At 54.3% G+C, this 19,096-nt stretch carries 15 protein-coding genes and 1 riboswitch; of the genes, 11 read left to right on the top strand and 4 right to left on the bottom strand.

Features of this window, described 5'->3' with window-relative positions:
• Positions 1-14: 14 nt before the first annotated feature.
• Positions 15-208: riboswitch (cobalamin riboswitch) on the top strand.
• Between the two features lie 91 nt (positions 209-299).
• A complete protein-coding gene (locus FYJ64_RS05560) occupies positions 300-2,069 on the top strand; it encodes a fibronectin type III domain-containing protein (RefSeq protein WP_154574215.1) in 1,770 nt (589 codons plus the stop codon).
• 21 nt (positions 2,070-2,090) lie between these two features.
• Complete coding sequence (locus FYJ64_RS05555; RefSeq protein WP_154574214.1) at positions 2,091-3,149, top strand: fibronectin type III domain-containing protein; 1,059 nt, start codon at positions 2,091-2,093, stop codon at positions 3,147-3,149.
• Between the two features lie 598 nt (positions 3,150-3,747).
• Here the strand turns inward: FYJ64_RS05555 and FYJ64_RS05550 are convergent.
• Positions 3,748-4,770 (bottom strand): aldo/keto reductase, encoded by a 1,023-nt coding sequence (locus tag FYJ64_RS05550; RefSeq protein ID WP_154574213.1) that lies wholly within the window; start codon positions 4,768-4,770, stop codon positions 3,748-3,750.
• Between the two features lie 146 nt (positions 4,771-4,916).
• On the opposite strand from FYJ64_RS05550, the gene FYJ64_RS11890 reads away from it, so the two are divergent.
• Positions 4,917-5,522: a metal-sensing transcriptional repressor gene (locus tag FYJ64_RS11890; protein ID WP_465250618.1), complete on the top strand. Its 606-nt coding sequence runs from the start codon at positions 4,917-4,919 to the stop codon at positions 5,520-5,522.
• Between the two features lie 28 nt (positions 5,523-5,550).
• Positions 5,551-8,205: a heavy metal translocating P-type ATPase gene (locus FYJ64_RS05540; RefSeq protein ID WP_235897119.1), complete on the top strand. Its 2,655-nt coding sequence runs from the start codon at positions 5,551-5,553 to the stop codon at positions 8,203-8,205.
• Between the two features lie 121 nt (positions 8,206-8,326).
• Here FYJ64_RS05540 and FYJ64_RS05535 read toward each other — a convergent pair whose 3' ends face one another.
• From FYJ64_RS05535 to FYJ64_RS05525, 3 genes are read right to left on the bottom strand one after another with little or no spacing between them, the layout of a single operon-like run.
• Entirely contained in the window at positions 8,327-9,685 is a 1,359-nt protein-coding gene (locus FYJ64_RS05535) for a PFL family protein (protein ID WP_154574212.1), read from the bottom strand.
• An 18-nt stretch (positions 9,686-9,703) separates the two neighbouring features.
• Positions 9,704-9,979, bottom strand: coding sequence for an ACT domain-containing protein (locus FYJ64_RS05530; RefSeq protein WP_075712480.1), 276 nt, complete (start codon positions 9,977-9,979; stop codon positions 9,704-9,706).
• The gene (locus FYJ64_RS05525; RefSeq protein WP_154574211.1) at positions 9,979-11,025 is read right to left on the bottom strand and encodes an elongator complex protein 3; all 1,047 of its coding nucleotides are present in this window, start codon (positions 11,023-11,025) and stop codon (positions 9,979-9,981) included. Before FYJ64_RS05525 ends, FYJ64_RS05530 begins: the two co-directional genes overlap by 1 nt.
• Positions 11,026-11,308: 283 nt before the next feature.
• Between FYJ64_RS05525 and FYJ64_RS05520 the strand changes: the two genes are divergently transcribed.
• The 7 genes from FYJ64_RS05520 to FYJ64_RS05490 all read left to right on the top strand — a co-directional run bounded on the left by FYJ64_RS05520 (position 11,309) and on the right by FYJ64_RS05490 (position 19,036).
• Positions 11,309-12,511 (top strand): amino acid kinase family protein, encoded by a 1,203-nt coding sequence (locus tag FYJ64_RS05520; protein WP_206045551.1) that lies wholly within the window; start codon positions 11,309-11,311, stop codon positions 12,509-12,511.
• 139 nt (positions 12,512-12,650) lie between these two features.
• Positions 12,651-13,328 (top strand): uracil-DNA glycosylase, encoded by a 678-nt coding sequence (locus tag FYJ64_RS05515; RefSeq protein WP_154574209.1) that lies wholly within the window; start codon positions 12,651-12,653, stop codon positions 13,326-13,328.
• 4 nt (positions 13,329-13,332) lie between these two features.
• Entirely contained in the window at positions 13,333-13,899 is a 567-nt protein-coding gene (locus FYJ64_RS05510) for a LemA family protein (protein ID WP_154574208.1), read from the top strand.
• Positions 13,892-15,826 (top strand): DUF2207 domain-containing protein, encoded by a 1,935-nt coding sequence (locus FYJ64_RS05505; protein WP_154574207.1) that lies wholly within the window; start codon positions 13,892-13,894, stop codon positions 15,824-15,826. Before FYJ64_RS05510 ends, FYJ64_RS05505 begins: the two co-directional genes overlap by 8 nt.
• Positions 15,820-16,197, top strand: a complete 378-nt coding sequence (locus FYJ64_RS05500; protein WP_154574206.1) for a metallopeptidase family protein — start codon at positions 15,820-15,822, stop codon at positions 16,195-16,197. Before FYJ64_RS05505 ends, FYJ64_RS05500 begins: the two co-directional genes overlap by 7 nt.
• A gap of 136 nt (positions 16,198-16,333) precedes the next feature.
• Positions 16,334-18,205, top strand: a complete 1,872-nt coding sequence (typA, locus tag FYJ64_RS05495; protein WP_154574205.1) for a translational GTPase TypA — start codon at positions 16,334-16,336, stop codon at positions 18,203-18,205.
• Between the two features lie 12 nt (positions 18,206-18,217).
• Positions 18,218-19,036: a mechanosensitive ion channel family protein gene (locus FYJ64_RS05490; RefSeq protein WP_154574204.1), complete on the top strand. Its 819-nt coding sequence runs from the start codon at positions 18,218-18,220 to the stop codon at positions 19,034-19,036.
• The last annotated feature ends 60 nt before the right edge of the window (positions 19,037-19,096 follow it).

The raw sequence follows: 19,096 nt of genomic DNA, 5'->3' as shown, positions 1-19,096 counted from the left end.
AGACGGGTACGATAGTAAAAGAAGTCAGTTCATGTTCGCCGCGTGGAACGCGGCGCTGAGAGGGAAGCAGGTGAGAGACCTGCGCGGTACCGCCACTGTAAGTGGGAGTCCGGCCCCCGCCCGCACGGGCAGTCACTGGTATTTCCGGGAAGACGGGGTCAGGATGAAGAGCACGAGTCAGGAAACCTGCATGAATGGAATTCTGCGGGAGCGGTGTACTCCTATGCAGAATGCACAGCAGTGAAAACGGACTGCGGCGCAAGCCGCAGTTTTTTGTTGTTTCAATGAGGAGTGAGTAAATGAAGAAAAAAATGTCAATCGGTCTTCTGACCTTTGTCATCGCAGTTGCGATGCTGATGCCGGCCAGTGCGTTTGCGGCGGTTACAACGGCTGCGACGCCGGTCGGAACCTGGAATACACATCTGAAGTGGCGCTTCATCACGTCCAGTAAGCCGATGGACTTCACAAACGCGCCGACACCGCCGGCAGTGGACGGAAATTATGTATACTTCGTCGCGGGAAAGAAGCTGTACAAGCTGGACAAAGACACCGGCAAGGTGCTGGCCGGCAGCACGCTGCCCGGTACGGCGGGCTTTGGTACATCGCCGGTCGCCGTCGACAGCAGCCACAACGTATATGTCTTTGTGAACGGCTCCTCCGTGGTGAAGTACAGCAGCGATCTGAAGAAGCTCGCAACGAGCAAGAAATTTCAAGGACAGAACGAAGGACCGTTGAAGATCATCGGAGACCGGATCTACGGCGGAACCTGGAACGACAGTGCTGAGGGCGGAACATACTTTGCGCTGAAGCTTTCAGACCTTTCCCTTGCCTGGGAGCAGGGACAGTATGACAAAGAAGGGTATTACTGGGACGGCGCCTGTGAGGTGGGCGATTCAGTGGTCTTCGGAAGCGACGGCGGGAATCTCTACATCGCGTCGAAAACAGGAACAACTGTTACCAAGGTCCTGAATGCCGGAGATGGCATGACCATCCGTTCCACCCCGGTGTCTGACGGCAACAGTGTCTATGTTGCATCCAAGACTGCCACATACATGTCCATGGACAGCACAGGGGTCGGCTATCTGACAAAGTACAAGGTTTCAGGAACGAGTCTGACAGAAGCCGGAAAGGTCAAAATCGCTCCCTCTGTCAACACGCCGCTCATCAGCGGTGATAACCTCTACATAGGCAGCAACGGCGGGAATATCTACGCGATTGACAAGGATAAGATGGAGATTGCGACAACCGTGAAGGCTCCCGCAAACGTACAGGGCGAAATGCTGATCTCCACAGGAAACAGCGGAAAAATCTGCATCTACTCCACCTACAACCGGCCGCCGGGTGGGATTTATTACATAGAACTGACTGACGATCTGAGAGTCTCGGCTCAGGGCGAAACCTTTATACCGCCCCTGCAGCAGTATTGCATTTCGCCGGTCGTGAGCGACGCGGACGGGAATTTGTACTACAAAAATGACGCCGGCGACATTATGGCCGTCGGCAGCGGCAAGAGCACTTCGGCAGTGACCGGTCTGAAATCCGCGCCGAAGACGACCGAGTCGGTCACGCTGTCCTGGTCGCCGCGGGAGAATGTAAGATCCTTTGTTATTTACCAGAGTACAGACAAAAAGACTTACAGGAAGGTGAAAACCGCAAAGAACAGCGCCACATCGGCGGCCGTCGGAAGTCTGAAAACAGGGAAAACCTATTACCTCCGGATTCGCGCGGAGCTGATGGACGGTTCGGTGACGGACAATTCGTCGACACTCAAGGTGAAGGCTCTGCCACCGGCGCCGGGTTCAGTGAAAGCCAGAGCGGGAAGCAGGAAAATTACCGTGAGCTGGAAAAAGGTGTCTAAAGCCAGCGGTTATCAGGTAGTTCGAGCCACCAGTAAAAGCGGAAAGTATAAAACCGCCGCGACCCTGAAGAAGGGATCTTCCGTGAAATACACCAACCAGAAGCTCAAAAAAGGCAAGACATATTATTACAAGGTTCGCGCATACCGCACAGTAAGCGGTAAGAAGATATACGGAGCATATTCCGGTATCGTATATAAGAAGGTAAAGTAGATTATCAGAGGAGGTTAAGTGATGAAGAAGTTTTCCAGAGCACTGATCGCGGTGCTCGCCCTGACAATGGTAATGGCGTTTATGCCGGGAATGGCGTTCGCGGAGGGTACGGCGTCGCAGAAGGCGACGGTTACGTTCAGTGCCGGCATTCCGGATCAGTATGATATGGTAAATGAGAAGGTTACGGCCACCGGCGATCTGGCGGAGAAGTATTTCCCGGATCTGAAAACCGTGGAGGCGGACGGTGTGTCCTACGCTGACGTCCTTGTCGCGGCAACCATTCAGACATACGGAGAAGACAAGGTGACGGAGTATCTCGGGCTCTCCAGAACCGACTACGGTTCGCTGGTCACAAAGCAGTTCGGGCATGATATCGTCGGATACTATTTTACAAACGGCGAATATAATAAGATGGGCGTTTCTGAAATCGCGGTGAAGGATGGAGACAGGCTCTTCGCAGGAGCCTACAGCGACAAAAATTACTCGGATCAGTATAGCTATCTGACAAAGACCGCGTACACCGCGACGGCAGGCGAGAAAATCACGGCAAAGGTTTCAGTATATGACGCCGTAAGCAACAGCAGCATCAAGCCGGCCGCCGTAACGCTGAATACAGTCGATAAGAGTACCGGAAAACTGACCGCCGTCGAGACATCCTACAAGAACGGTGCGGCGACATTTACTCTGACAAAGCCGGGTACCTATACAATTGCGCCGACAGGAACCGTCAACATTAAGGACTGGACCGGCGCAAATATTACAGGCAAAATCTTCGGTGAGGCGTCGACTGTCACTGTCAAAGCCCCGAAAATCGCGACCGCGAAGATTACAGGGCTTAAGGCAGGAACAAAGAAAGCCACAGTTTCCGTAAAAAAGATCAAAGGCGCGAAGTATCAGATCAAATATAAGAAGAAGGGCTCAAGTAAGTGGTTCAAGGTCAACACGAAGCTGACCAAAAAGACCATTAAGAACCTGAAGAAAGGAAAGAAGTATTCCGTCAAAGTCCGCGCGTACAAGACAGTCGGCGGCAAAAACTATTTCGGCAAATTCTCCGCAACCAAAACCGTAAAGGTTAAATAGCTGCGGCCGAGTCCGTAGGAAACTGCGACCGAATCCACAAGGCACTGCGAACGAGCCCGCAAGGGAATGAAGCCGAGTCCGGCGAAGTTGACAGAATTTAATCGGATTTGCTGCACAGGGGACAATAAGACCGGAGAAAACGCAGATTAACCTGCGGAACTGGGCAGGGACGAAATTAAAACATCGGAATATGCATAAACAGGAGGCTGCGGCATCTGGCAATACAAAAAGCTGATGTACAGCCTCTTTTTTTCGGCGGTCTTTTCGGATTATGTTGATTATGTCGGACTTTCTCGGATTAGCCTGGAGACTGTCGGCCAAGAACGGCCGGTGCCGGAGTTAAAGCCAGGTACGGGTTAGATGATGGTCAGAGTTGCCACATTTTTGGATTTTTCGAGAAATGTGGCAGATTTTCAGATCAAGGGCCATTTAGGAAGCTTTGAAATCGGCTAATTACGATACATTGTGATGCAGTGCTTGCTGCTGACAATAGATATGAAACAATGCCGGGCTTTGCGAGGCCTCCCGGGGCTGTCCGTCTGCTTGCAGGGGTACGAGGCCTCGCTGCGTCGTTGTAGCAAAGTAAGCGCTGCTGCAGTTACAAAGCTTTTCCGGCCAGAACTTCTTCGTAATCCAGGAGGTTTTTCTCCAGCAGTGCCGGTGTGTCCAGGCCGTAGGGACATTTTTGCCGGCAACTGTCACAGTGCAAGCATCCTTTTATCTTCTGCATCTCAGCCTGGTATTCTTTGTTCATATAAATCTCGACAGGCGCACGGCGTATCAGCAGTGACATCCGGGCACAATCGTTGATTTTTATACCTGCGGGACATGGCATACAATAACCGCATCCGCGACAGAAATCACCGGAGAGCTGGGCGCGCTCGGAAGCGACGAAAGCCTGCATTTCCTCGTCGTAGGCGGGTGGATTCTTTCTGCATTCCAGGAATTCTTCCAGCTCGGACATTTTCTGGATTCCCCAGATAGGCAGTACATAATCGTATTGATCGCAGAATGCATAAGCAACGTCGGCGCGGTTAATCAGACCGCCGCTAAGAGCTTTCATTGCGATGAATCCCATTCCGCTCTGTGCGCATTTTTCGGCCAGCGCGAGATCCTGTGGGGCCGCCAGATAAGAAAACGGGAACTGTAGTGTTTCATAGAGTCCGGAGTCAACAGCTTCCTCGGCTACCGGAAGACGATGATTGGTGATGCCGATATGGAGTATTTTCCCCTGCTTTTTCGCATCCAGCATGGCCTCATAAAGTCCGGTGCCGTCGCCTGGCCTGGGACAGAAGTCCGGGTTATGGAACTGGTAGATATCGATGTAGTCGGTGCGCAGATCGGTCAGCGACTGATTAAGCTGAGTCCAGAATTCTTCGGTGGTTTTGCACATTGTCTTTGTGGCGATAGTGACTTCGTGCCGCCGGCCCGCGAGTGCGCGTCCCAGCTTCTGCTCACTGTCTGTGTAAAAACGGGCGGTGTCGAAATAGGTGATGCCGCCTTCGATGGCCCTGAGAATGATGCGCTCGGCATCTTCGAAGGAAATGCGCTGGATGGGCAGCGCACCGAATCCGTTTTTGTCGGAAGTGATTCCTGTTTTTCCAAGACTGATTTTTTTCATGAGTGATTCCTCCTTGCGGTCATTATGCCACAGAGTGAGATGATTCGCAATAACCGACGGAAATTATTGCTGCAGACTGCAGAGAATCTGATGTTTGACTGATACCCCAGGTGGGTATATAATAGCTGTGTCTGGCAGATACCCCGATGGGGTATGTAGGGACAACAAAAGAAAAACGATGCGGCATGTATGTGCCGCGGCAGGTGGAGCACAGTCTGCGGAGTGCCGGTGGAAGAAGGAAGGGGAAAATCATGGAGAACCGTACTAAATCAGAAATAGAAACAGCGGAAACGGCGGCCTCGCCGCCAACAGCGACCACAGCCTCGTCAGCATCCGGTGCTTCGTCAAAGTCCGGAACTTCGTCCGCAGTCTCGCCGTCAACAGTGCCCGCGGTCTCGCCGTCAGCCGAGCCGACGACTCTGCCAACGCCGCCGGATATGGCGGCAGGATCAGCACCGAACTGCTGCTGCCAGCATCGAACCAAGGAGCGGACTCCGGAGGAATATAAAGATCTGATCAATCGGCTGAGCCGCATTGAAGGCCAGATTCGCGGGCTGAAACGCATGGTGGAGGAGGGCGCCTACTGTCCTGACATCCTGACCCAGAGCGCGGCGGCCGGCTCGGCGCTGAACAGTTTCAACCGGGTACTGATGGCGAATCACATCCGCACCTGTGTGGCTGACGATATTCGTGAGGGAAATGACGAAACGATTGACGAGCTTCTGAAGACACTTCAGAAACTGATGAAATAATGAGATACAACGCAAGGGAGGCGAGATTTTGAAGCAGTATATTGTTACGGGAATGAGCTGCGCGGCCTGTCAGAGCCGGGTGGAGAAGGCGGTGAACAGAGTACCGGGAGTTACCGGATGCTCAGTCAGTCTTCTGACCAATTCCATGGGGGTTGAAGGCACCGCATCGGATGCGGAAATCATCAAAGCAGTGCAGGACGCGGGATACGGCGCTTCGCCGAAGACGCGGGGAAATGCAGGGGGCGTTTCGGTGCAGGGCGCGGCAAAAGAAGTTGTCGGAGGAACTCCGGGATCGCCCGTATCAGTGGGCGCGTCAGCATCAACGGACGCGTCATCACCAGTGGCCGCGTCAGCATCGGCGGCCGGAACCGGTTATGACCGTTACGCGGCGGAGGAGGAGGCTCTTGCGGATCACGAAACGCCGGTCCTGAAGCGCCGCCTGATCGCGTCCGTGGGATTTCTGCTGGTGCTGATGTATTTCTCCATGGGACATATGATGTGGAGCTGGCCGGTGCCGGCGTTCTTTCAGGGGAATCATGTGGCCATGGGACTTCTGGAGATGATCCTGGCAGTCGTCGTTATGATGATCAACAAAAAATTCTTTGTCAGCGGCTTCAAAAGCCTGATGCACGGCGCGCCGAACATGGACACTCTTGTGGCGATGGGGTCGGCGGTTTCCTTCGGATGGAGCGTATTCGTTCTGTTCCGCATGACAGGGGATCAGGTTGCCGGAGACAGCGCGGCAGTGATGGCGGATATGCACGACTTTTATTTCGAAGCAGCCGCGATGATTGTAACGCTGATCACAATCGGAAAGATGCTGGAGGCGATGTCGAAGGGAAGAACGACTGACGCGCTGAAAGGCCTGATGAAACTTGCACCGAAAACCGCAACGATTCTGCGGGACGGCGTGGAGACGGAGGTTGCCGTTGATTCGGTCCGTGCGGGAGATCAGTTCGTGGTCCGTCCGGGGGAGAACATTCCGGTGGATGGAGTGATTCTGGAGGGTGAGACCGCGGTTGACGAATCGGCGCTGACCGGAGAGAGTATTCCGGTGGACAAAGGAAAAGGCGATATGGTTTCAGCAGCGACGGTGAATCAGGGCGGATTCATCCGGGCCGAAGCGACCCGCGTAGGCGAGGATACTACCCTGGCGCAGATTATTCAGATGGTCAGCGATGCTGCGGCGACAAAGGCTCCGATTGCCAAGATCGCAGATAAGGTTTCGGGGATTTTCGTTCCCGCTGTCATCGGAATTGCAATCGTTACGATGATTATCTGGCTCCTCGTCGGGCAGGATCCGGGATATGCGCTGGCCCGCGGAATTGCTGTTCTGGTAATCAGCTGTCCCTGCGCACTGGGGCTCGCGACGCCGGTCGCAATCATGGTCGGAAACGGCCTGGGCGCGAAGAACGGGATTTTGTTTAAAACTGCGGAGTCGCTGGAGGAAACCGGCCGCACGCAGATCGTCGCGCTGGATAAGACCGGAACGATTACCAGAGGCGAGCCGCAGGTGACGGATATGGTTCCTGCAGAAGGCTTCACAGAAACTGAACTGCTGTCCCTGGCCGCGGCGCTGGAAGGAAAGAGTGAGCATCCGCTGGCGCGGGCAGTGCTGTCCCGGGCGGAATCGCAGGGAGTCGTACCCGACGATGTTACGGCTTTTCAGGCCGTCAGCGGTCACGGGCTGCATGGGATGCGGAGCGGCTTGTCTCTGACCGGGGGAAACCTTGATTTTGTACAAAAGAAATGCCCGGTGCCTCAGGCGATCCTTGACAGGGCAGAGAAGCTTGCAGAGGAAGGAAAAACCTGTCTGTATTTCGCAGAGGACGACCGGTTCGCCGGAATGATCGCGGTGGCGGATACCATCAAGGAGGACAGCCCGGAGGCGATCCGGCAGCTCAGAAATATGGGCATCCATGTGGTCATGCTGACGGGGGACAACGAGCGTACCGCCCGGGCGATCGGAAGGCAGGCCGGCGTGGACGAGGTTATCGCGGGCGTTCTGCCGACCGGCAAGGAGGCCGTAATACGCAGACTGAAAAAGCAGGGCAAGGTCGCCATGGTCGGGGACGGAATCAATGATGCGCCTGCTCTGACACGGGCAGATACCGGCATCGCCATCGGTGCGGGAACGGACGTTGCCATCGACGCGGCGGATGTGGTGCTGATGAACAGCAGACTCAGCGATGTTCCGGCGGCGCTGCGGCTGAGCCGTCAGACGGTGAAGAATATACATGAGAATCTGTTCTGGGCGTTCTTCTATAACGCCATCCTTATTCCGGTGGCGGCAGGCGCCTATGTCCACCTGACGGGATGGTCCATGAATCCCATGCTGGGAGCCGCGGCCATGAGCTTGTCCAGCTTCTGCGTGTGTATGAACGCGCTGCGCCTGAATCTTTTCAGACTGCATGACGCTTCAAAGGATAAAAAGATAAAGCGAAAGGAAAATGTAAATCAGGAGGTTACAGAAATGGAAAAGACAATGAATATCGAAGGAATGATGTGCGGACACTGCGAAGCGACCGTGAAGAAGGCGCTGGAAGAGGTGCAGGGCGTAGAGAGCGCTGAAGTGAGCCACGAGGCGAACAAAGCTGTGGTCACACTGAGCGGAGACGTGTCGGATGATGTGCTGAAGCAGGCGGTAGAGGCGAAGGATTACAAGGTTCTGTCGATTCAGTAAACCGCAAGCGCTGGAAGTCTGAAAACAAAAATCCGCTGAGATGCCAAAACGCTGAAATACTAAAGCGCCTTGCGGACAGCTGTGTGACGCTGCTGCCCGCAGGGCGCTTTGGCATGTGATGTCAGTTCTTCAGACTCTGCATCGGCGCGGGGATTCTTCCTCCGCGGCGGATCATGACGGAGGGGGACTGACTCCGGACCTTCATGACCGGCCCGCTGCCCAGGAGACCGCCGAAGTCCAGCTCCTCGCCTTCGGCCAGTCCGATCGCCGGAATCACACGGACGGCGGTGGTCTTGGAGTTGACCATACCGATGGCGGCTTCGTCGGCGATGATTGCGGAGATCACATCCGCCGGCGTATCGCCCGGAATGACGATCATGTCCAGCCCGACAGAGCAGACAGCTGTCATGGCCTCCAGCTTTTCAATGGAAAGGGTGCCGGCGCGGGCGGCGGCAATCATCCCCGCATCTTCAGTGACCGGAATGAAGGCGCCGGAAAGTCCGCCGACGCTGGAAGAAGCCATCAGACCTCCCTTTTTCACCGCATCGTTGAGCATTGCCAACGCAGCCGTCGTCCCGTGAGCGCCGCACTGCTCCAGACCGATTTCTTCCAGGATATGGGCGACCGAGTCTCCGACTGCAGGAGTGGGGGCCAGTGACAGATCGATGATGCCGAACCGGACGCCCAGCATCTCTGCGGCCTCCGTCCCCACCAGCTGACCGACCCGCGTGATCTTGAAGGCGGTGCGCTTGATAGTTTCCGCCACCTCGTTCAGAGGAGCGTCCTTAGGCATTTTCGAGAGTACGGAGCGAACCACGCCGGGGCCCGACACGCCGACGCTGACAACTGTGTCGGCCTCCGTGATTCCGTGGAAGGCCCCTGCCATAAATGGATTGTCTTCCACGGCGTTACAGAATATAACCAGCTTGGCGTCGCCGATGCACTGACGATCTTTTGTGAGTTCTGCAGCCTCTCGAACCTTCTCGCCCATCAGACTTACCGCATCCATGTTGATTCCCGCTTTGGTGGATCCGATGTTGACAGAGGAACAGACCAGCTCCGTTTCCGCAAGCGCCTGCGGAATGGAATCGATCAGTTCCCGGTCTCCGGCGCTGAAGCCCTTCTGCACCAGCGCAGAATAGCCGCCCAGAAAATCCACGCCTACATCATGCGCAACCCGGTCCAGAGTCCGGGCGTATTTTACAGGATCGCCACCGCTGACTCCCGCCAGAAGCGAGACGGGAGTGACGGAGATACGCTTGTTCACGATGGGAATACCGTATTTTTTTTCAATGACTTCGCCGGTTCTCACTAGATCCTTTGCGTGGGAATAGATCTTCCGGTAGACTTTCTCACAGGATCGGTCGATATCTGCGTCGGCGCAGTCGATCAGAGAGATTCCCATAGTAATGGTCCGGATGTCCAGATTTTCCTCCCGGATCATGGTGATGGTTTCCATGATGTCGCTCATATTCAGCATACTGTGCCCACCCCTTTCCTAGATCCGGTGCATCGAATTAAAGATGTTCTCGTGCATGACATGGACCTGCATATCGGGTACGGCCGTGCGGATGCTGTCCTGAAGCTCCTCGATGGACCGGGTCGCTTCTGTGATGTCGATGATCATGATCATGCAGAAATAACCGTCCAGAACGGACTGAGTCACTTCCATAACGTTCGCGTTTCCTTCTGCTGCCGCGGTGGAAACCCTGGCCAGAATTCCGACCATATCCCTTCCGATGACAGTAACGACTGCTTTCTGTGTTTCGTTCATTATTTGTCTCCCTTTATTCTCGCGATGTATTCACCATCGTGTAGTTCATTGCATACTCTATATGATAAAACAATTCCGGGGTATTTATCAAGGAAATATTTGCGGTTGCGGCCTCCGTTTCCCACGAGATTCGAGAGTCCGCGGGCGTTTGCCATGCACAGAACTTCCCTCTTCGGATTTCTGCTGCTGCGGGGAACAAAGCCGGATGCGGCGAGCTGCTCTTCGATTCGCTCTTTTGCGATTTCCCCCTCCACCAGCTGACGGAAAGCGGGATGAAAAGTGGTTCCCGCGATGCTTCCGCCCGTCCGGATATGATCACTGCTTTTCAGACCGACGCGGATGATATTGATACCGGCGGCGTCAAGGATTTTGTACATTTCCTTTGTCCACTGCACTGCCTCATACTGCGTAAGCGGATGATAGGCGCCTCTCTGCCACAGATGATACAGTTCGGTGTTTTCAATGACAATGACAGGATAGAGCCGGGCGATCTGCGGACGGATGCGAACCGTCTCACGGGCGCTGCGGATGCAGGCTTCGGGGCTGTCACCGGGAAGGCCGATCATCAGTTGAATTCCAAGTTCAAAGCCGTATTCCTGTATCATACGGGCACTCCGGTAAACGACGGCGCTGTCATGTCCGCGGCGGCTCAGGGTCAGAACCCGGTCATCGAAGGACTGCACGCCCAGTTCGACAGTATCGACGCCATGTCGTCTGAGGTTTTCCAGAATGGACGGACTGATGGCGTCCGGCCGTGTGGACAGATGTATTTTGTGAATCCTGCCGCTATCCTTGTATCGTCCGGCGATCCGCAGATACCGGTTCTGGAGTTCCATGGGAATGGCCGTGAAGCTTCCGCCGTAAAAGGCGATCTCCCGCGTCTCCACGTGTTCCAGTGTGGAGAGCCAGGTTTCAATGGTTTCCGTGACCTCCTCCTCGCTGACGGGTGCCGTGTGAGCCGTAATCGTGCGTTGGTCGCAGAAAATACAGTTATAGGGGCATCCGAGGTGCGGAATGAATATCGGGATGATCGCATGCTTCTTCATATCAGTTTCAGATTTCTCCTTTTTGATTCGTCACCGGTGCAGAATCTGCTGCAGGATGCCAGCCGGCGGCCGTCGTTATGCAGTAACTGCCGGCGGGATAACGCTGCCAACATTATATACGTGCGGAACGGAAATGTAAATGCCGGGCAGTATTTTTCGCGAAGGCGGCGCACAATATTATTTGTTGAAAAACAACAAAAAAAGACTTGTTAAATTGTGCGATTATGTTAGAATATCCGATATAAGACAGGGTTGTGAAGAACCGGGAGAAAATGGAGGAACTATGAATCTGGTACAGAAATATGGGGGAAAGTACCTCAGGAACATGGAGGATCTGAACCGGATCGCGGATCATGTGGCGGAATACCGCAGCCGCGTGGACGGGCTGGTGCTCGTTATGGCGTCTATGCACGAAATCGCGGAGCAGACGCTGACACGTGCAGAAACCTTCGGGGAAGAGATCAGCCGGGATAAGCTGGACGCGCTGTTTTCGGCGTCGGAGCTTCAGACTGCGGCACTGATGGCGTGCGCTCTGGAAAAGAGAGGTGTCGGAGCCCGTGTGATCGAGGATATCCGGGGGCAGTCTCTGGATATCGTGGATCGGTATCGGGGGAAGCATGAGATTATGCTGGATCGTATAGAGCACGCGTTCCTTGCCGGAGAGGTTGCGGTTATTCCCGGATTTCAGGGGTTTGGAGATTTCGGCATGGAGGACCGGCTGGGACGGTACGGTTCCGCCGCGACGGCCGTGGCGATTGCGGGCGGCCTGAAATGCGGCTGCGAACTCTACGGAAATGCTGAGGGCGTTTGTGTCGTGGATCCGAAGGTTTCGGAAAGCCGTACCGTGTTCCCGAAAATAAGCTATGAAGAGGCGATGGAGCTGACAGCTCTGGGTGAAACGGATCTGGAGGCAGGCGCCATAGAACTGGCGAAGACATTGGGCGTTGAGGTCTTTGTGGGTCCGGCGTTCAATGAAAACAGGATTGGAGGTACATTCATCGTGGACAGAAGTGTGATTGTGCAGGAAGCTGCGGTCAGCGGAATCAGCGTGTCGGATGACATCGTGATTTATACTATCAAGGATATCGCCACCAGCGGGGACGCGATATCGGAACTGTTTGAGATGCTGGGTGATCTCAGCGTGAATGTCGATGTGATCTCGCAGCAGACGTATTCGGAGAATGCGTGCGCGGTATCCTTCAGCTGCTCCGGCGGGGATATTGAGGCTATCGACAAAGCTTTTGCCGGAAATTCCCGATTTTGTAATCTGGAGGTCATGAAGAAGGAAGACATCTGCCTGGTTTCGCTGGTGGGCGTGGGGATGACTACTCATGTGGGAGTTGCCGGAAAAACCTTTGCAACGCTGGCGGAAAACGGTATACGGCATTATAACATCACGACCTCGGAGATTTCGATTTCCGCGGCGATTGATTCTGACAAAAAGAACGAAGCGGTCATCGCGCTGTCTGAAGCGTTCCGCCTTTAAGAGCAGTCGTTTCGCGGCTTTGGGAATCCGCCGCTCTGCGGCGTCGGGGCAGATCCTTTGTCGTCAGAGATGGAGCCGGGAGCCGCCCCCGTTCCGCATTTATCTTGAATCTCATGTGTCTTTCAGGTATAATTGTGACATGGTTAGTATTGGAAATGAATGGGATGAAATCCTGAAGGGAGAATTTGATAAGGATTATTATCAGAAACTGAGGCAGTTTCTGATCCGGGAGTACCGCAGCCGCAGAATTTATCCGGATATGTACGATATTTTCAATGCGCTGAAATATACGTCGTACAATGATGTGAAGGTTGTGATTCTGGGGCAGGATCCGTATCATGAAGAGGGACAGGCGCACGGTCTGGCTTTTTCCGTGATGCCGGGAGTACCGCAGCCGCCGTCGCTGGTGAACATTTTCAGGGAGCTGCAGGAGGATCTCGGAATCTCTCCGCCGCCCCGGGATAACGGCAGCCTGGTGAACTGGGCGAAAGACGGCGTGCTTCTTCTGAATACGGTGCTCACGGTCAGAGAACATCAGGCAAACTCTCACAAGGGCAGGGGCTGGGAGATTCTCACAGACCGGATCATCCAGCTGCTGAACGAACGGGAAAAACCGCTGGTATTTATTTTGTGGGGAGGGAACGCAAAGGCGAAACGGCCGCTGCTTACCAACCGCAGACACCTCGTACTCACAGGAGCGCATCCCAGTCCGCTGTCGGCCTATAACGGTTTTTTCGGAGGGCGGTACTTTTCCAGAGCGAATGAATTCCTGGTCAGCACCGGTCAGGAACCGGTCAACTGGGAGACAGGGAGGTAGTTGAATGATTGCTATTGCCGGTATTATTATCGCCGTCATCGTCGGCGTCATTGTAGTGTGGCTGATTGCCGCGTACAATGGCTTTGTCCGGGCGAACAACAACTGTGAAGAGGCGTTTGCCACCATGGACGTGTACATGAAGAAGAGATACGATCTGATTCCGAATCTCGTGGAAACCGTCAAGGGGTATGCGGCTCATGAGTCGAACACACTGCAGAAGGTCGTGGAGGCCCGCAACATGGCGCAGAGCGCGTCGACAGTGGAGGAAAGAGCGCAGGCAGAGAACATTCTGTCCGGCACGCTGAAGTCTCTTTTTGCGATTTCGGAGGCTTATCCGGATCTGAAGGCGAATCAGAATTTCATGGATCTGCAGTCGCAGCTCCAGAGAATCGAAGATGAGATCGCGAACTCCAGGAAGTACTACAACGCGGTCGTCAAGATTTTCAACAACAAATGTCAGATGTTCCCGAGCAACATCATTGCGAACGTTTTCCATTATACCCGGAAGCCGATGTTTGAGGTGGAAAACGAGGAGGAACGCCGGAACGTCAAGGTGGATTTCAATGCATAGCGCATCATTTAAAAGGCCGCGGATCGCAGCCTTTGTTTTGTTTCTGGCGCTGATTGCGGTGATCTGGTCTTCGCCACACGACGCGTTCGCGACATCGGACGACTTTGAAACGGAGATATTCAATGTCAGCGCGACCGTCAGTGAAAACCATGTGATCCATGTGAAGGAGACTATACGGGTCAATTTCAATCAGTCTGCGCACCACGGCATCACCCGGTACATACCTGTACCGGAGAAGTATTATAAAATACGGAATATCGACAGCGGTAAGGATCCGTCGGATTATGAGATGGAAGCCGGCTCCGACAGCAGTCTGGGCGGTCAGTATTCCTTCTGTTACATCAAGATCGGCGATCCCGACGAGGTCATCACCGGAAAGCATACCTATACGCTTTCCTACGATCTGGTCTGCTACGAGGACGACTCGGAAAAGGAGGACTACCTGTCGCTGGATCTGCTTCCCACCGAGTGGGTGACCGCGATAGGAAAGACGAAGCTGACCCTGACCATGCCGAAAGCGATAGACTGGGATAAGGTCAGCTATTACAGCGGCGCGTACCGGACGGTCGGCGGCCTGGATCCGATGTTCAGCAGGACAGTGGATAAGAAGACTAATACGCTCACTATTCAGGGCAGCAGTCTGCCGCGCCATTACGGCGTGACGGTCAAGGCGACGCTGCCGCAGGGCTATTGGGTGGATCCTGCCAGCCGACACATTTTCAGGGTTCTGCTTTACTGTGTGCTGGCGCTGATTCCTTTGATCCTCCTGCTCCTGTGGTTCCTGTTCGGACGGGATCCCAGGGTGGTCAGGACGGTGGAATTCTATCCGCCGGACAATATGACGCCGGCAGAACTGGGGTACATCATCGACGGGAACGTGGAGGGAACGGATATTTCCTCTCTCCTGATGTACTACGCATCGAAGGGCTATCTGAAGATCCGGGAGTATGAGCGTAATGCCTTCCGGGTGACAAAGCTCCGGGAGATTGACGAACAGGAAAAGGGCTTTGTGAAATATCTGTTCAATCAGCTGTTTGCCGAGGGAGATGAGGCGGATATGCAGAACCCGCCCGCCGGGTTTGGCGATGCGCTGATGGTGACAAAGGATAAGCTGATCGGTCATTACAATAAGAAAAAGAACAGGCTGTTCACAGAAGCGTCCAAGGTCTGCCGAGGGATCGGAATGGCTCTTCTGGTCGTTCCGCCGCTTGCGGCGATTCAGCTGCCCAGGATGGAAACAGGCGCGGGCACGAGCATTCTGTGGATCGCAATCGAACTGATTATTCAGATCATCGGAATCGGAAGCGTTATGAGCGCCTTCGATCACAAGGACGCCCGGACCAGAGGTTCAAATATCGTCCGCTTTTCCGCGGGAATCGCTCTGACCGGAGCCGGAGCGATGCTGGCGGCGTCGCTTGCTTTCGACCGGCTGGGCAGCATGCCGGTTGCGGCGGCAGTGCTTGTTTCCATTGCGATATCCTATGTCTTCGTGGCGCTGATGAAGGCCCGCACAAAGAAAAGCGCGGAGTGGCAGGGAAAGATCCTGGGCTTCCGCGACTTCATCCGGGACGCAGAGTACGACCGGCTGAAAATGCTGTCCGATCAGGATCCGGAATATTTTTTCGATATCATGCCGTATGCGTATGTCATGGGAATGTCAACCCGATGGGCGAAGAAATTCACCGATATCAAGGTTCCGCAGCCGGAATGGTACGACAGCTACGATACCGCTTCTGTATGGACTCCGCTGTGGTACGGGAGTATGCTGAACTCCTGGGGACGGGGAATCGCCGGCGAATTCGATTCAGCTGTCGCGGATGCTGTGTCAGAAGGCTGGGGCGACATCGGCGGTGACGGCGGCGGAGGCTTCGGCGGAGGCGGCTTTTCCGGAGGCGGTTTCGGAGGCGGCGGAGGCGGAGCATGGTAAGCCTCGCACGCTTCCGCGAAATCACGGGAGATATGATGGATGAGCTTCCGGCGGCGTTTTTCCGGGAGCTGAATAACGGCGTGATCGTTCAGGAATATGCCAGGCCCCATCCCAGAGGCGTAGCGGACGATCTGTACATCCTCGGAGAGTATACGCGCTCGCCGAACTTCGGGAGAGGAATCACGCTGTATTACGGTTCATTTGTCCGGATGATGGAGGACGCTGACGAGGAACAGGTGACCCGGAAGATCCGGGAGGTGCTTCGCCATGAGTTCCGTCATCATCTGGAGAGTCTGTCCGGGGAGAGAGGCCTGGAAATCGAAGACGAGATTTTTCTTGCCCGCTATCTGCGAAGTCATGGGAGAGCATGAGAAGATCGCTCTGCCGATGAGTGAGAGAAAATCCCTTCCGGGTGAGTGTAAGAAAATCCCTTCCGGGTGTTGAATTGGCTTTGAAATTATGGTAACATTAATTGTTAAGCCTACACATTGGAGGGGATTATATTTTATGGCAGAAAAACAAAAAATAATCAATATCGCTGTGATTGCCCATGTAGATGCGGGAAAGTCTACGCTGGTGGATGCGTTCCTGAACCAGAGCGGCGTTTTCCGTGAAAACGAAGAGGTCGTGGATTGTGTCATGGACAGCGATGATATAGAGAGAGAACGGGGAATCACGATTTATTCCAAGAACTGTTCCATTATGCATGGAGATACAAAGATCAACATCGTGGATACTCCGGGACATGCGGACTTTTCATCTGAGGTGGAGCGGATCATGAAGACGGTGGATACGGTGATCCTGCTGGTGGATTCCAGCGAAGGACCGATGCCCCAGACGAGATTCGTGCTGAGCAAATCGCTGGAGCAGGGGCTGAATCCTATTCTTCTGATCAACAAAATCGATAAGAAGGACGCCCGCATCGACGAGGTGGTGGACGAGGTCTATGAACTCTTCATGGATCTGAACGCCAATGATGAGCAGCTGGATTTCCCTATTCTTTACGGCATCGCCCGTCAGGGAATCGCGGTACGCGATCCGGAGGAGGTAAAAGGCATCGAGGTCGGCGAGGGCGACAAAAAACTCCGCCATACGCCAAGAGGAATTGGCGGACTGGATATCACGCCGCTGTTTGACACGATTGTGGAGCACTGTGCGCCTTATCCTGATCTGCGCGATGAGCCGCTGCAGTTTCAGGTTTCCACGCTGGCGTATGACGATTACATCGGCAGGCTCGGCATTGGCAGGATCACCAGGGGCGTGATCCGGGAGGGACAGACTGTCGCTGTCGCCAGAGAAGACGGAACTATCGAGAACAAAAAAATCAACCAGGTCTTTGTTTACCGGGGCCTCAAGCGCATGGCTGTGCCGCAGGCAGAGTGCGGAGACATCGTTGTGGTCTCCGGAATCTCGGATATTTCCATCGGGGAAACCATCTGCGATCCCTCCGATCCGCAGCCGATGGAGATGATTCACATTGAAGAACCGACCCTGTCCATGAATTTCATGGTCAACACATCGCCCTTTGCCGGCAGAGTGGGGAAATATGTGACCTCGCGCCACATCCGGGAGCGCCTGAACAAAGAACTTGAAGTCAACGTGGGACTTCTGGTGGAGGATACGGATTCGACCGATTGCTTCAAGGTTTCAGGAAGAGGCGAGCTGCATCTGTCGATTCTGATAGAAAATATGAGAAGGGAAGGCTATGAACTGGCGGTTTCCAAGCCTGAGGTTATTTTCCATAAGGATGAGAACGGACGGAAACTGGAACCGGTGGAGGAGGTCGTCATCAACGTTCCGGATGAGTACTCAGGATCTGTGATTTCCAAGCTCAATCAGAGAAAGGGAATGATGGTGCAGATGAGCGGAGAAAACGGGTATTCCAGGCTGGAATACCATGTGCCTACCCGAGGACTGCTAGGGTACCGTTCTGAGTTTATCAACGATACCCGGGGAGAGGGAAGCATGGAGCGGCGGTTCTTCGATTTCGAACCATATAAAGGGGAGATCCCCGGACGGACCAACGGCGTCGCCATCGCCATCGAGGAAGGAAACTGCACCCCGTATGCTTTGTTCAATATCGGCGAGCGGGTTCAGATGTTCGTAGAGCCGGGAACACATGTGTATGAAGGCATGATTGTGGGGATGAATTCCCGGAGTGACGATATGGATGTCAACCCGTGCAAGGCCAAGAAAGTCAGCAATATGCGCGCGGCGGGATCCGATGAGACGATTAAGCTGTCACCGCCGAGAACCTTTACACTGGAGGAGGCGCTGGAGTTTATCGCCGACGACGAGCTGGTGGAGGTTACGCCGGACGATATCCGCCTGCGCAAGAAACTCCTGCATGAACTGGATCGCCGCAGAGCGGGGAGATAGGAGGTTCCTTTCATGAATTTCAGCAATATTTTTACGGCGGAAAACGGATGGGCGTTGCTGGAAAAATTCGGAGAGGCACTGCTCATTCTGGTTATTGGTTGGATTTTCATCCGGGTCGTCCGCCGCATTGAGAGAACGGCGCTGGAAAAGTCCGCCCTGGACCGGTCGGTTCATACTCTGATCATGCGAACCACCGGCATCGTCCTGTGGATTCTGCTGATTCTGACGATTCTGTCCAAACTGGGCGTGGACATGGCGCCTCTGGTGACAGCGCTTGCCGCTGCGGGGGTGGCGGTTGCGCTGGCACTGCGCGACTCGCTGAGCAATGTGGCAGGCGGAATCATTCTTTTGTTCACAAAGCCTTTTGTGGCGGGAGATGAGGTCGAGATTAACGGAACCACCGGCATCGTTGACCGGATCGATCTGTTGACGACGCATCTGCATACCTATGATAACCGGGATATCATCGTTCCCAACGGAAATGTAACGACGTCCATGGTAATCAATGCGTCCAGGCGCGAGCTGCGTCGGGTGAGCGGAGAATTCATCATCAGTTACGACTCGGACATCGATCAGGCGAGAGACGCTATCCGTCAGGTTGTTCGCGAGGGACCGATGCTTCTGGAAGAGCCGGAGCCCTGGATATGCCTGAAACAGCACGGCGAGAGGGGACTTGTGTTCGACGTCGGCATCTGGTGCCGGACCGAGAACCGCGGCGAAGCCCTGATTTATATGGAAGAAGCAATCAAAAAAGAATTCGACAGGCGAGGGATACGAATCCCGTATCCACATATCGAGGTTACGAAAACCGGACAGGATCTGACGCGGTAACGCGAGGATGAAATGTATCGGTGTACAGAAAACGGAGAGACAGAAACAACATCTTTTTAA

It is taken from the genome of Hornefia butyriciproducens (assembly GCF_009695915.1).
Classification (GTDB): domain Bacteria; phylum Bacillota; class Clostridia; order Peptostreptococcales; family Anaerovoracaceae; genus Aminicella; species Aminicella butyriciproducens.
The sequence above is the reverse complement of the archived record's forward strand: the minus strand, read 5'-3'. Positions and strand labels throughout refer to the sequence as shown.

Excerpts from the sequence above, each read along its gene's own strand:
- FYJ64_RS05535 (WP_154574212.1), bottom strand. The coding sequence starts at position 9,685 with ATGCTGAATATGAGCGACATCATGGAAACCATCACCATGATCCGGGAG.
- FYJ64_RS05520 (WP_206045551.1), top strand. The coding sequence starts at position 11,309 with ATGAATCTGGTACAGAAATATGGGGGAAAGTACCTCAGGAACATGGAG.
- FYJ64_RS05505 (WP_154574207.1), top strand. The coding sequence starts at position 13,892 with ATGCATAGCGCATCATTTAAAAGGCCGCGGATCGCAGCCTTTGTTTTG.
- FYJ64_RS05530 (WP_075712480.1), bottom strand. The coding sequence starts at position 9,979 with ATGAACGAAACACAGAAAGCAGTCGTTACTGTCATCGGAAGGGATATG.
- FYJ64_RS05525 (WP_154574211.1), bottom strand. The coding sequence starts at position 11,025 with ATGAAGAAGCATGCGATCATCCCGATATTCATTCCGCACCTCGGATGC.
- FYJ64_RS05510 (WP_154574208.1), top strand. The coding sequence starts at position 13,333 with ATGATTGCTATTGCCGGTATTATTATCGCCGTCATCGTCGGCGTCATT.
- FYJ64_RS11890 (WP_465250618.1), top strand. The coding sequence starts at position 4,917 with ATGGGGTATGTAGGGACAACAAAAGAAAAACGATGCGGCATGTATGTG.
- FYJ64_RS05500 (WP_154574206.1), top strand. The coding sequence starts at position 15,820 with ATGGTAAGCCTCGCACGCTTCCGCGAAATCACGGGAGATATGATGGAT.
- FYJ64_RS05555 (WP_154574214.1), top strand. The coding sequence starts at position 2,091 with ATGAAGAAGTTTTCCAGAGCACTGATCGCGGTGCTCGCCCTGACAATG.
- typA (WP_154574205.1), top strand. The coding sequence starts at position 16,334 with ATGGCAGAAAAACAAAAAATAATCAATATCGCTGTGATTGCCCATGTA.
- FYJ64_RS05560 (WP_154574215.1), top strand. The coding sequence starts at position 300 with ATGAAGAAAAAAATGTCAATCGGTCTTCTGACCTTTGTCATCGCAGTT.
- FYJ64_RS05515 (WP_154574209.1), top strand. The coding sequence starts at position 12,651 with ATGGTTAGTATTGGAAATGAATGGGATGAAATCCTGAAGGGAGAATTT.
- FYJ64_RS05550 (WP_154574213.1), bottom strand. The coding sequence starts at position 4,770 with ATGAAAAAAATCAGTCTTGGAAAAACAGGAATCACTTCCGACAAAAAC.
- FYJ64_RS05490 (WP_154574204.1), top strand. The coding sequence starts at position 18,218 with ATGAATTTCAGCAATATTTTTACGGCGGAAAACGGATGGGCGTTGCTG.